The sequence below is a fragment of the Novosphingobium sp. BL-S-34 genome (genome assembly GCF_056857015.1).
In genome coordinates this window covers 789,691-803,613 of record NZ_CM166472.1, presented here as the reverse complement: position 1 = coordinate 803,613, position 13,923 = coordinate 789,691, and the positions used below count along the sequence as shown (strand labels likewise).

Sequence of the window (13,923 nt, the reverse complement as noted above, 5' to 3'; positions counted from 1 at the left end):
GATGAGCGAAGTGAAAGACGCCGGACCGAAGCTGGCCGGTCTCGTCCGCTCGGGCGACGAACAGGCGGAAGCCATCGCGATCACCGATTTCGTGTTCCAGGCGAATGATATCTCGAACGCCTACCTCGTGACGACGTCGGAGGGCGACGTCATGGTCAACACCGGCTTCATGGACAATGCGGAGCGCACCAAGCGCCTGCTGACGCCGCCGCGCACCGGGCCGCTGGCCTTCATCATCCTCACCCAGAGCCATGCCGATCACTACGGCGGCGTGCCGGAATTCCTGGAAGACGGCACGCAAGTCGTCGGTGGGCCGGGCTTCAACGAGGCGCTGGGCGACATGATGGGCCTCCAGTCCTTCTTCGGGCCGAGGAGCGGCAAGCTCTGGGGATCGACCCTGAAGCGCGGCGGCACACCCAAGCCGGCGCCGAACGTGGTTCCTGACATTTTGGTCGACCGCAAGCTGACCATCGAACTGGGCGGCCGAACCTTCGAGTTGATCTCCACGCCAGAGGGTGAGACGGTCGACTCGCTGACGGTATGGATGCCCAAGGAGAGGATCGCCTTCACCGGCAATGTCTTCGGCCCGGTCTGGCTGTCGATGCCGTTCCTCAACACCTTGCGCGGTGACAAGCCGCGTCTGGTGCGGAACTACCTGAAGTCGCTGGAGACGATCCGCGACCTTGGGGCCGAAATCATCGTCACCGGTCACGGTGAGGCCATTCGCGGTGCGGAGCGCATTCGTGCGGATCTCGACAAGATGCACGCGGCCGTGAGCTTCGTGCGCGACTACACGCTTGACGGCATGAAAGCGGGCAAGGACGTCCACACGCTGATGCGCGAATTCGCCTGGCCGGAAGGGCTGGAGATCGGTGAGTTCCACGGCAAGGCGTCCTGGGCGGTCAAGTCGATCTGGCGCGAGTATTCGGGCTGGCTTCACTACGAGGATGGCACCACCGCGCTCTACGGCGTGCCGCGTTCGAGCGTGGATGCCGATCTTGTCGAATTGGCGGGCGGCGCGGCGAAACTGGCGGAGCGGGCGCAGGCCAAGCTGGATGCGGGGGCTCCGCTGGAGGCCGTGCATCTGACCGATATTGCGCTCAGTGCCGAGCCGGACAATGCGGCGGTGCTCACCGTGCGCAAGGCGGCACACGAGGCGCTGCTGGCGGCGTCCGGCGGCAAGAACCTGTCCGAGACGATGTGGCTGCGGTCCGAGATTGCGGCGATGGAGGCCAAGCTCAGCGATTGATGGTTTGGGTAAGGGCCATCGGCCCATCACCTCCGACCAGACAATCTAAAACCCCGTCGTCCCCACGAAGGCGGGGACGACGGAGGGTGGTTGCGATAGCTTGTGACGTACTATTCAGGTGGTAGTCGCCTTAGGTGTAGTCAGGGCGTGAATGATATTGCGGCACTACCCCATCACCGCACTGCTCTCGTAAACCAGCCGCACCAATTCCGCCTGTCCGCGCACGCCCAGCTTAGCATAGAGCCGTTTGGAGTAGTTTCGCGCCGTTTCCAAAGTCAGCCCCATGCGCTCGGCGGCTTCGGTGATGGAGTGGCCGTCCGCCAGCGCCATCGCCAGTTCCGCCTCGCGCCGGGGCAAGTCGAATACTTCGGCCAATCGGTCCGCGCCATCACCGGAAAGTGCGCGAGGAAGGGTGCAGAGCGCGAGCAGGGCCGGCGCGGCGAGGGCCTGTTCCGCTGCATCCTCGGCCGGCATCAAAAGTGCCTCGACATGCGGCTTCTCCCGCAGCAACAGCGGCCGTGCCGTCAACGAGCGATCCTGCGCCATTTCCGCCGCCACGCCCGCTAGCTTGCGCTCTGCCATGAGATCGAGCCCCAGCACGCGCTCGCCGGGGCGCAGGGCGGCGCCGCAGTGCTCCTGCCAGAACTGCGATAGCGCCGGATCGGCCGCCACCACGCGCGCCTCGGCGTCGAGCAGCATCCAGCCTTTGCCCGTGCGTTCCAGTCCCATGGCGTTGATCCGCGCCGCCATCCGCTCGCGGTCCATCGAAACGAGGTTTTCGACCGCGATGGCGACATAGGGTGTCAGGCTGGAGAGCAGGGCGCTGTCGGACGCCGTGCACTCGCGCGTGCGGGCCATCATCAGCCACGCGCTGTAACGCTCGCCCCCCGCGATCCGCACCACACGCTCATCGCCGATGCCGAGCTTCGCCATGCGCCGGTTGCGATCCGCGCGCGCCACGGGGTCGTGATCGATCATCTCCCCGATCGAATAGACGCGGCCCGGTCGCAGCCCATCGTAGAGGTAACGGTCGAGGTCGAACGGGCCTTGCGTTTCCGACTCGCGGGCGCGTTTTCTGAGGTCGATTCCGGCGTAGCTTTCCACGATTACGGCATGTGGCCCATCGCCCATGCGAAGGATCAGGCTGACGTAATCGGCTTGGGTGCGACGGCGCAATCTTTCCAGAAATGTCGAAAAGCGCGGATTTTCGGCACTTCCCTGAAAGAGCGGGATCAGGAGATCAGTCTCGTCGTTGCTGGTGAGAGCCATACCCTCCCATATGGGAGGTTCGCGCAAATGTCATCCCTGCGATTCGGTTTGAGACAGAGCCAGAGGAAACAGCCAACGGGCACGCGCCCCGGCAGAGGAAACCTGATGAAGACACTCACGCACCTGGAGCGCCTCGAAGCCGAGAGCATCCACATTATCCGCGAAGTCGTCGCCGAGGCCGAGAAGCCGGTGATGCTCTATTCGGTCGGCAAGGACAGCGCCGTGATGCTGCACCTTGCCCGCAAGGCCTTCTATCCCTCGCCGCCGCCGTTCCCGCTGCTCCACGTCGACACGACCTGGAAGTTCAAGGCGATGTACGAGTTGCGCGACAAGATGGCGCGTGAGAGCGGCATGGAACTGCTGGTCTATCAAAACCCGGAAGCCATCGAGAAGGGCATCAATCCCTTCGACCACGGCGCGCTCCACACCGACATGTGGAAGACCGAAGGCCTGAAGCAGGCGCTCGACAAGTACGGCTTCGACGCGGCCTTCGGCGGCGCCCGCCGCGACGAGGAGAAGAGCCGCGCCAAGGAACGCATCTTCTCGTTCCGCACCTCCTCGCACGGCTGGGACCCGAAGAACCAGCGCCCGGAACTGTGGAACCTCTACAATGCCCGCAAGGCGCGCGGAGAATCGATCCGCGTCTTCCCGATCTCCAACTGGACCGAGCTGGATATCTGGCAGTACATCCACCTGAACGACATCCCGATCGTGCCGCTCTACTTCGCCGAAAAGCGCCCCACCGTGGAGCGTGACGGCATGCTGCTGATGGTCGACGATGAACGCTTCCCGCTCCAGCCGGGCGAGGTTCCCGTGGAGCGCTCGATCCGCTTCCGCACGCTCGGCTGCTACCCGCTGACCGGCGCGGTGGAGAGCGAGGCGAAGACGCTTCCCGAAGTGATCCAGGAAACGCTCCTCACCACTACATCGGAGCGGCAGGGCCGCGCCATCGACAAGGACGCCGGCGGTGCCGGCATGGAAGTCAAGAAGCAGCAGGGGTACTTCTGATGGCCGATATCGAAACCAAGGAAGCGGTCTACGTCACCGACCAGCTGATCGCCGACGACATCGACGCTTATCTCGTCCAGCACGAGCACAAGACGATGCTGCGCTTCATCACCTGTGGCAGCGTCGATGACGGCAAGTCCACCCTGATCGGGCGCCTGCTCTACGATTCGAAGATGATCTTCGAGGACCAGCTGGACGCGCTCCAGTCGGATTCCAAGAAGGTCGGCACGCAGGGCCAGGAAATCGACTTCGCACTGCTGGTCGACGGTCTCGCCGCCGAGCGTGAGCAGGGCATCACCATCGACGTGGCCTACCGCTTCTTCAACACCGAGAAGCGCAAGTTCATCGTCGCCGACTGCCCGGGCCACGAACAGTACACCCGCAACATGGTGACCGGCGCCTCCACCGCCGACCTGGCGGTGATCCTGATCGATGCGCGCAAGGGCGTGCTGGTGCAGACGCGCCGCCACTCGTACTTGTGCCATCTCATCGGCATCAAGAACATCGTCCTGGCCGTCAACAAGATGGACCTTGTGGATTACAGCCAGGAAGTCTTCGACAAGATCGTCGAGGAATATGGCGAGTTCGCGCGGGAAATCGGGATCGAGAGCTTCACCGCTCTGCCGATCTCGGGCTTCAAGGGCGACAACATCACCACGCTTTCGGACAAGACCCCGTGGTATAAGGCGCCGCAGTACGCGGGCATCACGCTGGTCGAGCATCTGGAAACGGTGGAGGTCCTGTCCTCGGTCGATGCCGACAAGCCGCTGCGCCTGCCGGTGCAGTGGGTGAACCGTCCGAACCTCGATTTCCGCGGTTTCTCAGGGCTCATTGCCACCGGTTCGGTGAAGGCGGGCGACAAGATCCGCGTCCTGCCCTCGGGCAAGACCAGCACGATCACCCGCGTCGTCACTTATGACGGCGATCTGGAAGAAGCGGTTGCGGGCCAGTCGGTCACCGTCTGCTTCGCCGACGAGATCGATTGTTCGCGCGGTTCGGTGATCTCGGTCGCGGACAATCCGCCGCAGACTGCCGACCAGTTCGAAGCGACTTTCGTGTGGATGGCCGATGAGGCCATGGTGCCCGGCCGCGCCTACTGGCTGAAGGTCGGCACGCAGATGGTTTCGGCGACGGTTCAGGAGCCGAAGTACGAAGTCAACGTCAACACGATGGAGAAGCTGGCGGCCAAGACGCTGGAGCTGAACTCGATCGGCGTGGCGGAACTGACCACCGACAAGCAGATCGTGTTCGAGGCTTATGCCGACAACCGGACGCTGGGCGGCTTCATCCTGATCGACAAGATGACCAATGCCACGGTGGCGGCGGGCATGATCCACTTCTCGCTGCGCCGTTCGCAGAACGTGCACTGGCAGGCCGTGGACATCGACCGCAAGCAGCACGCTGGCCTCAAGAACCAGCGCCCGGCGGTGCTGTGGTTCACCGGCCTGTCGGGTTCCGGCAAGTCGACCATCGCCAACCTTGTCGAGAAGAAGCTGCACCGGATGAACCGGCACACCTTCCTGCTCGATGGCGACAACGTGCGTCATGGCCTCAACAAGGACCTGGGCTTCACCGAGGCCGACCGCATCGAGAACATCCGCCGCGTGGGCGAAGTCTCGAAGCTGATGACCGACGCGGGCCTCATCGTCATCACCGCCTTCATCTCGCCCTTCCAGGCAGACCGCGAGATGGTGCGCTCGATGCTGCCTGAGGGCGAGTTCTTCGAAGTGTTCATCGACACGCCGCTGAAGGTGGCCGAGGCGCGCGACGTCAAGGGCCTCTACAAGAAGGCGCGTGCGGGTGAGCTGAAGAACTTCACGGGTATCGACAGCCCGTACGAAGCGCCGCGCAATCCGGAAATCCGCGTGGATACCACGCTGATCTCGCCGGAAGACGCTGCGAACCTGATCGTCGATACGCTGCTGGGAGACGCCTGATGAGCCTGAACGGTAGCCTGACCGATGGGGATCTCGCGGCCCATCTGGCCGAAGTGGCGGGGAAGATCCTGCTCGACGTGCGGGCCTCCGGCCTGTTCTCGGGCAAGTCGCTGGGCAAGGCGGGGGACCAGACCGCCAACCAGTTCCTCTGCCATGCCCTTCGCGAGCAGCGGCCCGAAGACGGGCTGCTCTCCGAAGAGGAGAAGGACAATGCCGAGCGTCTGGCCAAGGAGCGGGTATGGATCGTCGATCCGGTCGACGGCACCCGCGAATATGGCGAGGAGCGCGCGGACTGGGCCGTCCATGTCGGCATGGCGGTGGACGGCGCGCCGGTGCTGGGGGCGGTCGCGCTTCCCGGTGCGGGTGTGGTCCTGCGCTCCGACCAGCCGGGCGAAGTGCCGCCCGCACCTGAGCGGCTGCGCATGGTCGTCAGCCGCACGCGTCCCGCCAAGGAAGCGACCGGCGTGGCCGAAGCCATCGGCGCCGAACTCGTTCCGATGGGATCGGCCGGGGCCAAGGCCATGGCGATCCTGCGCGGGGAGGCGGATATCTACCTCCATTCCGGCGGCCAGTACGAGTGGGACAGCTGCGCGCCTGCCGCCGTCGCCCAGGGCTGGGGCCTCCACGTCTCACGCATCGACGGCAGCCCGCTGGTCTACAATCGGGAAGACGTCTATATGCCGGACTTGCTGATCTGCCGGCAGGAGCACGCAGAACTGGTGCTGGAAAAGGTCAAAGCCTTCCTCTGAGGTCAAGCTGATCAACATTGTCGATTAGTAAGCCTGCCGCTATGCTCGCCCTTTGATAATGAGAGGGGCGAGCATGGAGGCGAAAATCAGGCGCAGGACGCGCGACCCGGTCGCGACGCGCGCGGTGATCCTCGATGCCGCTGCCAACCTGCTGGCCAAGGACGGGCCTGAGGGCGTCAGCCTCTCCGCCGTCGCCCATCTCGCCGCCGTCAATCGCGGCACCGCCTACCAGCATTTCGAAACGCGTGAAAAGCTTATCGAGGCGACCATGCAGTGGGTCTCCGACAAGCTGTTCCACGCCGTTTTCGGTGATCCCGAAACTGTCGGAGAGCGCCGCGTCGAGGACGTCGACGTGGTCGCGCTGACCGAGCGGCTATGCGATTTCGCGATGGAAAATCCGGACATCTGCCGCGTCTGGCTCCAGCAGGTGCTGGCCTCGCCCAACCCGGCGCAGGATCCGTTCTGGCGGGAGTATTGCGGCTCGCTCGGCCGCTTTGCGGGCACCGATCTGGCGGAGCCGGGTATCGATTTCGAGGTCTATTCGGTGATGAACCTGGCCGGGGTGTTCTTCTGGCCGATCCTCGCCCGCGCGCATGCCGCTGACGAGAGCGAGCGCCAGGAACTGTCGCGCCGCTACTCGCGCGAGATTCTGCGGCTTTCGATGTACGGTACGATGCGGGCCAAGGCGTTCCCCAAGGTGGCGGATTTGCTCGCCGCGCACGGGGTTTCGCCGGGCGGCTGAGGCGACGTCGCTCTCATGCGGCCCGTCTTTTCTTCTCCTCGTCATTGCGAGCGCAGCGAAGCAATCCAGGGCGGTTTAAGCGACTCTGGATTGCTTCGCTGCGCTCGCAATGACGAATGAACAGGTTCGAGCAAAATCGCGAAAAGACGGCTTTCCTGTCAGCTTCGGATACCCTGCCCATGATGCCGCTTCGCCTAGGCGATGCCGTGGCGCGCCGGCATTGACGCAGCGGCGCATATTCCCTTTCAGCTAGGGCCTGCATCGTCGGGCCGGAAAGGGCCCCTGAGGGAGTATGCCATGTTTTCCGCTATCGTGATCGACAAGACCGATGAGGGCCAGACGGTCGCTCTCCAGCAGCTCGACGAAAGCGCGCTGCCCGAAGGTGATGTCGCCATCGACGTCGCGTTCTCGACGCTCAACTTCAAGGACGGCCTGGCCGTTACCGGCGCTTCGCCGGTCGTGCGCAAGTTCCCGATGGTGCCCGGCATCGACCTCGTCGGCACCGTTACCGAAAGCAGCCATGGCGACTGGAAGGCCGGCGATACCGTCGTGCTCAACGGCTGGGGCGTGGGTGAGGGGCACTGGGGCGGCCTGTCGCAGAAAGCCAGGCTCAAGGGCGAGTGGCTGGTGCCGCTGCCCTCCGCCTTCACGCCGAAGCAGGCCATGGCGATCGGCACGGCCGGCTATACCGCCGCACTCTGCGTCGATGCGCTGGTGGACTGGGGCGTGACCCCCGATCAGGGCGAAATCCTCGTCACCGGTGCCACTGGCGGCGTCGGCTCGGTCGCCATCGCGATCCTCAAGAAGCTGGGCTACTCGGTCGCCGCGCTCACCGGCAAGCCGGGCGAGGCGGACTACCTGAAGTCGCTGGGCGCAGAGACGATCATCGACCGCGCCGAACTTTCCGAGAAGGGCAAGCCGCTCCAGAAGGAGCGCTGGGCCGGTGTCGTCGATACGGCCGGCAGCCACACGCTGGCCAATGCCATCGCCCAGACCAAGTACGGCGGCGCGGTTGCCGCTTGCGGTCTGGCGCAGGGCTTCGATCTGCCTTCGACCGTCATGCCCTTCATCCTGCGCGGCGTTTCGCTGCTGGGGATCGACAGCGTCATGGCCCCCAAGGCGAAGCGCCTGAAGGCCTGGGACCGTCTCGCCAAGGATCTGGACCCTGCCGCACTCGAAACCATCGGCCAGACCATTGGGCTGGGCGATGCCATCGAGGCTGCTCGCAAGTTCATGTCCGGTGAGGTCACCGGCCGTTACATCGTTGACGTGAACGCCTGATGCAGCCGGCGCGGCAGGCGGCTTGAGGGAGCCGCCCGCCGCGCCTGTACTTTGATGCGACAAGCGGGCCGCAGGCGCGCAAGGACGATGAGGAACGCATGGTCGAGGTAACCGCAGGCTTGTCCATCGCAAACGGCATTCCGCTGGCGGAAGAGCAAGGCATCGGCCCGCTTACGCTGGGCGGCTTCGTCCGCGAGGTATCGCGTCGTTATGGCCCGTCCGAAGCGGCGGTGATCCACCTTGGCGACAAGATCGAGCGCTGGACGTACGACGAGCTTTGGGCCCGCTCAATGGAAGTTGCCCGCGCGCTCACGGCCTGCGGCGTCGGCAAGGGCACGCGTGTCGGCGTGCTGGCGACGAACCGGCTCGAATTCCTCTCCGGCGTCTTCGGCACCGCACTCGCGGGCGGCGTCGCCATGACGGTGAGCACCTTCTTCACGCCGGCGGAACTCGAAACCGTCTTGCAGATGGGCGGCTGCTCGGTGCTGCTGCTCGAACGCCGCGTCCTCAAGAAGGATTTCGCGCAGACCCTCGTCGATCTCGAACCGCAGATCGGCACGGCCAAGCCGGGCGAGGTCGCTTCCACCAAGTTCCCGTTCCTGCGCCATCTCGCGGTGATCGACAGCGACGAAGGCCTCGGCGCGATCGAAGGCTGGAGCACGTTCCTCGCGCGCGGCAACAGTGTCGATCCGGCGCTCGTCGATGCCGCCGCAGCCTCGGTGCAGCCCAGCGATCCCGGCGTGCTGTTCTTCTCCTCCGGCTCGACCGGCAAGGCCAAGGGCATTCTGTCGGCGCATCGCGGTGTTTGCCTGCAACTCTGGCGCTGGCCGCAGTGGTATGACGTCAAAGTGCCACCGCGCACCTGGTCGGCCAACGGCTTCTTCTGGTCGGGCAATTTCTCGATGGCGCTGGGCGGTACGCTTGGATGTGGCGGGTCGCTGGTGCTCCAGCGCTGGTTCGATGCCGAGGAAGCGCTGGCGCTGATGGAGGCCGAGAAGGCGTCGATGATGCTCGCCTGGCCACACCAATGGGCGCAGCTCATGGCAGCGTCGAATTACGACAGCGTCGACCTTTCGGCGATGCACTATATCGACGCGCTGACGCCCTGCGCACAGCACCAGACGATCGATACCGACTGGCGCGAGCCAGCACAGGCCTTCGGCAATACCGAGACGTTCACGCTGATCTCTGTCTTCGCCTCAGGCACGGCGGAAGCGATCGCCGGCAAGTCGCACGGGGTGCCGACCGCCGGCTCCACGATCAAGATCGTCGATCCGATGACCGGCGCGACGATGCCCTTGGGCGAGCGCGGCGAGATCGCCGTCAAGGGCCCGACGCTGATGCTCGGCTATCTCGGCGTGCCGCTGGACGAATCGCTCGACGGCGAAGGTTTCCTGCGCACCGCGGACGGCGGCTACATCGACGAGCAGGGCCGCCTGTTCTGGGAAGGCCGCCTGAACGACATCATAAAGACCGGCGGTGCCAACGTCTCTCCGATCGAGATCGACGAAGTGATCCGTGCCCATCCCGAAGTGAAGATGGTGCAGACCGTCGGCGTGCCGGACGATCTTCTGGGGGAACTGGTGGTTTCCTGCGTCGTCGCAGTCGATGGGTCGCGCCCGGATGCCGGTGCGATCCGCGATTTCGCGAAGGAAAAGCTGGCGAGCTACAAAGTGCCGCGCCGCGTGCTCTTCGTGGCCGAGGGCGACCTCAAGACCACGGGCAGCGCCAAGATCAAGACCGCGGACTTGCGCAAGCTGGCCGCCGAACGATTGGAAGCGGAAGTGAGTCCAGGCTGACCGGGCCTGGATAACAGGGCCAAGCTGACGCCAGAGGGGAGAAGCGCATGACACAGGCACTCGATTTCGGGGACTGGCTGGATATCTGCAATCTCAAGGCCCGTTACTGCCGCCTGCTCGACACCAAGGACTGGGACGGCTGGGCAGCGCTCTTTACCGAGGATTGCGAGATCGACACGCGCCCGGCCGGCGGCACATTGGAAAAGGGGCGGGACAGGTTCGTCTCCATGGTCCGCCAGTCGCTGGCGGACGCGAAGACCGCGCATCAGATCCATTCGCCGGAAATGAAGCTGGACGACGGGAAGGTCGAAGTGATCTGGGCCATGCAGGACCGCGTCATCAAGGACAGTTTCGCGCTCACCGGCTACGGGCACTATCACGAGACCTGCGTGCGGACGGCCGAAGGCTGGAAGATCGCCAGGCAGACGTTGTCCCGGCTGATCGTGGACATGTCCCGGCCCTCCTGACCACTGCTGTTTCGAAGAGCGGCGCCCGGCGGGCGCGCCGGGTGTGGGAAGGCTCCTCAAGACCGGGAAGCGATGCCGGTTTGAAGCCCGCCGATCCGGGCGGTGAGGGGGCGGTATCGGCGCGTTTCTTCGCGGCCAAGGTATCGCGGGGACGCTCCCGTCGAACCATCGTCGCCGCGATAGGCGGCGGCTTGCGGAGAGGCTAGTGTGTGCGAAATCGTGTCGGCAAGCACCGGCACTCGATAGCCGTAAAAGCGGGAGGATGCGTGGGTAAGACGATCGTGATCACTGGCGCCGGGGCCGGCCTCGGACGTGCGCTGGCAAGGCGCTTCGCCGGTGAGGGGGAAACCGTGATCCTGCTGGGGCGCACGCTGTCCAAGGTGCAGGAACTCGCGAGCGAAATCGGCGGCGCGGCCATGGCCGTGGAATGCGATGTCGCCTCTGCCGAATCCGTGCGCAAGGCCTTCGCGGCGATCGCTGAAAAGCACCCGAAGATCGACGTGCTGATCAACAATGCCGCAATCTACGAGCCGTTCACGGTGGCCGAGGCTACCGACGCGCAGATCAACGACATCATCGCCACCAACCTCAACGGACCGATCTACTGCTGCCGTGCGGCCATTCCGATGATGGAGACGGGGGCTCAGATCATCAACGTGGGCAGCGAATCCATCGCCGTGCCTTTCGTGATGCTCTCGCTCTATCAGGCCACCAAGGCAGGCCTCGAGCGGTTTACGGAGGCCCTGGTGGAGGAACTGGAGCCCGCGGGCATCCGCGTCACCACCGTGCGCGCCGGGCCGATGTACGAACCGGGCAAGACCGCGCCGGGCTGGGATCAGGACGCGGCCATGCGCTTCCACGGCGGTTGCGCCGCAAAGGGCATCGACCTGCGCACGCGGCCGATCTCGCAGACCGAAAACGTCACCGGCGTGTTCCGCTCAGTGCTCGACCTGCCGCCAGACGTGCGCGTGCTGCACGTCTCGGTCGGGGCGCGCCGCCCATGAACGCTCCCGATCTCGTGCAAGAACCCGTTTCCGCCAAGGACCCGAACATGACCACTCTTCCCGAAGCCAAGCTCTATATCGACGGCCAACTGCGCGGCGCCAGCAACGGCGCCACGTTCGATGTGATCAGTCCCTGGACGGGCGAGCCGGTGGGCAAGGCCGCGGATGCCACTGCCGATGACGTGAACGCCGCGATTGCCGCGGCCCGCCGCGCCTTCGACGAAACCGACTGGGCCACCAATGTCGAAAAGCGCGTGGCGCTGGTCAAGAAATACCGCGAGCTCTTCGAAGCCGCGCGCCCGCGTCTTGGCGAACTGGCGATGTACGAGGCCGGCGCGGCGCAAGGCGCGGTGAACCGCGCGCATGTCGACATGGCGCTTGACGGTTGGGACGATTACATGCGCGTCTTCGACCAGCTGGAGTGGGAAAAGGACTACGGCGAGAAGCCGGCCTTCGGCATGATCCACAAGCGCGTCGGCGTACGCGAGGCGGTGGGTGTGGTCGGTGCGATCACGCCTTGGAACGTGCCGCTCTATGTGAACATCGGCAAGATGGTCGCCGCGCTGCTGGCCGGCTGCACCGTGATCCTGAAGCCCGCGCCGGATACCCCGGGCATGGGCGCGATCTTCGGCGAACTGGCCAAGGAAGCCGGTTTCCCGGATGGCGTCATCAATGTTGTCTTCGGCGCCGATCCGGCTCTGGCGGGCGAAATGCTGGTCACCGATCCGCGCGTGGACCTGATCTCCTTCACCGGCTCCACCGGCGTCGGCAAGCGCATCATGGAGCAGGGCGCGCCCACGCTGAAGCGCGTGTTCCTCGAACTCGGCGGAAAGTCGGCCAAGATCGTGCTCGACGACGCGCCGAATTTCGCGATGGAAGTGGGCATGGCGATGCTGGTGTTCCACGCCGGGCAGGGCTGCGCCGTGCAGTCGCGTCTGCTGGTGCCTAGGAGCCGCTACGACGAAGCCAAGGCCATCCTCAAGGGCGCCTATGGCAACTTCGGCGACAACTGGGGCGATATCGCCAATCCGGCGCATATCATGGGCCCGGTGATCTCCAGGCGTCAGATGGAGCGTGTGAAGAGCTACATCGACCTTGGCCAGGAAGAAGGCGCAACCCTGCTGGCGGGCGGCAATATCCGTCCCGACAAGGGAGGCGGTTATTTCGTGGAGCCTACCTGCTTCGTGGACGTTACCAATGACATGCGGATCGCCCAGGAAGAGATTTTCGGCCCGGTGCTTGTCGTCATTCCCTACCAGGACGACGAGGACGCCGTGCGGATTGCCAACCAGAGTTCCTATGGCCTATCGGGCGGTGTCAGCTCGGGCGACCTGAACCGGGCCATCAATATCGCCAAGCGCGTGCGCACGGGTTCGATGAGCGTCAACAACGGCATGTGCATTGCCGGCGACATTCCGTTCGGCGGATACAAGGCGAGCGGCATGGGCCGCGAATGGGGCGTTGAAGGCATTGAAGAGTTCACCGACGTCAAGATCCTCGCCTGGCCGGTCGGCCAGGTCCAGGCAGCCTGACGGCGAACGGCCCGGCCCGGTGGAATCCACGTCGCAGGATGCCGGGCCAGAAGCTGCCGGGAATCAGAAGATAGCGTCCGAAGAGACTGGCAAGAACGAGACTGGCAGGGACGAGGCGGCGATCGGGCTTTCCGCTTTGCCGCCCTTGCTGGCTGCGGCCGTCACGGACGCCAGTGCGGGGATCAGCCACAACCTTCACGGACAGCGGCTGGGCAAGAAAGGTCGGATCACGCGCGAGCGCATTCTCGCGGCTGCGATCGAACTGGTCGAGAAGACCGACGAACCCGTCACGCTGGGCGCGGTTGCGCGTGCAGCGGGGCTGGGGATGACCTCGCTCTACAACTACTTCACCGATTTCACGGAATTGCTGCTGGCGATCCTCGAGCCGGTCATGGGCACCGCTCAGGAGGAATATTTCGCGCAAGTCCGCGACTATTGGCCTGACGACGACTTGTCCTCGCGCGCCATGTCCTTCGTGCGATCGTACCACCAGTTCTGGGCCCGCCACACCGGACTGCTCCACTTGCGCAATGCCATGGCGGACCAGTTCGACGTTCGCATCATGCATCAGCGCGTCAACTCCACCCGGCCGTTGATCGGTCTGTTCGTGGCGCAGATGGACCAGCGCGGAATCCTGGGCGATACTGCCGTGCTCATGGCCACGACGCTGATGACCGGGATCGAGCGTTCGATCACGCTGGCGACCGACCGCAGGCTGCGGCGCATCCTGGGCACGCTGCCCGGGCGGCGGGACGAAAGCCTGCTCGAGATCAACGCCCGGCTGATGGAGCTGGCCATCCGCGACACGCGTGAGCGCGCGGCCGCAGAAGAGGCGCAGTCCCGTTAAGGGACTGGCCAGGCTTCAGCCGCGGTAGGCTTGAGCCGC

Annotated in this window: 12 protein-coding genes; 11 read left to right on the top strand and 1 reads right to left on the bottom strand. The window is 64.8% G+C overall.

Features of this window, described 5'->3' with window-relative positions:
• Position 1 precedes the first annotated feature (1 nt).
• Positions 2 to 1,249 (top strand): MBL fold metallo-hydrolase, encoded by a 1,248-nt coding sequence (locus AC1VV3_RS03775; protein WP_431566840.1) that lies wholly within the window; start codon positions 2 to 4, stop codon positions 1,247 to 1,249.
• Positions 1,250 to 1,414: 165 nt separating this feature from the next.
• Here AC1VV3_RS03775 and AC1VV3_RS03770 read toward each other — a convergent pair whose 3' ends face one another.
• On the bottom strand, positions 1,415 to 2,425 hold the full coding sequence (locus AC1VV3_RS03770; RefSeq protein WP_465128108.1) for a helix-turn-helix transcriptional regulator: 1,011 nt from the start codon (positions 2,423 to 2,425) through the stop codon (positions 1,415 to 1,417).
• 198 nt (positions 2,426 to 2,623) lie between these two features.
• Between AC1VV3_RS03770 and cysD the strand changes: the two genes are divergently transcribed.
• From cysD to AC1VV3_RS03720, 10 genes are all read left to right on the top strand, one after another.
• Positions 2,624 to 3,526 carry a sulfate adenylyltransferase subunit CysD gene (gene cysD, locus AC1VV3_RS03765; protein WP_314465638.1) on the top strand — a complete coding sequence of 301 codons (903 nt, stop codon included), beginning with the start codon at positions 2,624 to 2,626 and terminating at the stop codon, positions 3,524 to 3,526.
• On the top strand, positions 3,526 to 5,463 hold the full coding sequence (gene cysN, locus AC1VV3_RS03760; RefSeq protein ID WP_395394530.1) for a sulfate adenylyltransferase subunit CysN: 1,938 nt from the start codon (positions 3,526 to 3,528) through the stop codon (positions 5,461 to 5,463). The genes cysD and cysN overlap by 1 nt, the downstream gene beginning before the upstream one ends.
• Complete coding sequence (locus AC1VV3_RS03755; RefSeq protein WP_431566838.1) at positions 5,463 to 6,212, top strand: 3'(2'),5'-bisphosphate nucleotidase CysQ; 750 nt, start codon at positions 5,463 to 5,465, stop codon at positions 6,210 to 6,212. Before cysN ends, AC1VV3_RS03755 begins: the two co-directional genes overlap by 1 nt.
• A gap of 73 nt (positions 6,213 to 6,285) precedes the next feature.
• On the top strand, positions 6,286 to 6,954 hold the full coding sequence (locus tag AC1VV3_RS03750; protein WP_431566837.1) for a TetR/AcrR family transcriptional regulator: 669 nt from the start codon (positions 6,286 to 6,288) through the stop codon (positions 6,952 to 6,954).
• A 297-nt stretch (positions 6,955 to 7,251) separates the two neighbouring features.
• Entirely contained in the window at positions 7,252 to 8,235 is a 984-nt protein-coding gene (gene acuI, locus AC1VV3_RS03745) for an acrylyl-CoA reductase (NADPH) (RefSeq protein WP_132263173.1), read from the top strand.
• Between the two features lie 98 nt (positions 8,236 to 8,333).
• Positions 8,334 to 10,034 carry a class I adenylate-forming enzyme family protein gene (locus AC1VV3_RS03740; RefSeq protein ID WP_431567060.1) on the top strand — a complete coding sequence of 567 codons (1,701 nt, stop codon included), beginning with the start codon at positions 8,334 to 8,336 and terminating at the stop codon, positions 10,032 to 10,034.
• A 47-nt stretch (positions 10,035 to 10,081) separates the two neighbouring features.
• Positions 10,082 to 10,501 carry a nuclear transport factor 2 family protein gene (locus tag AC1VV3_RS03735; RefSeq protein ID WP_132263170.1) on the top strand — a complete coding sequence of 140 codons (420 nt, stop codon included), beginning with the start codon at positions 10,082 to 10,084 and terminating at the stop codon, positions 10,499 to 10,501.
• Positions 10,502 to 10,767: 266 nt separating this feature from the next.
• Positions 10,768 to 11,505: an SDR family oxidoreductase gene (locus AC1VV3_RS03730; protein ID WP_314465627.1), complete on the top strand. Its 738-nt coding sequence runs from the start codon at positions 10,768 to 10,770 to the stop codon at positions 11,503 to 11,505.
• Positions 11,506 to 11,552: 47 nt separating this feature from the next.
• Positions 11,553 to 13,037 carry an aldehyde dehydrogenase family protein gene (locus AC1VV3_RS03725; RefSeq protein ID WP_431567059.1) on the top strand — a complete coding sequence of 495 codons (1,485 nt, stop codon included), beginning with the start codon at positions 11,553 to 11,555 and terminating at the stop codon, positions 13,035 to 13,037.
• Between the two features lie 19 nt (positions 13,038 to 13,056).
• Positions 13,057 to 13,884, top strand: coding sequence for a TetR/AcrR family transcriptional regulator (locus tag AC1VV3_RS03720; RefSeq protein WP_465128106.1), 828 nt, complete (start codon positions 13,057 to 13,059; stop codon positions 13,882 to 13,884).
• Positions 13,885 to 13,923: the final 39 nt, after the last annotated feature.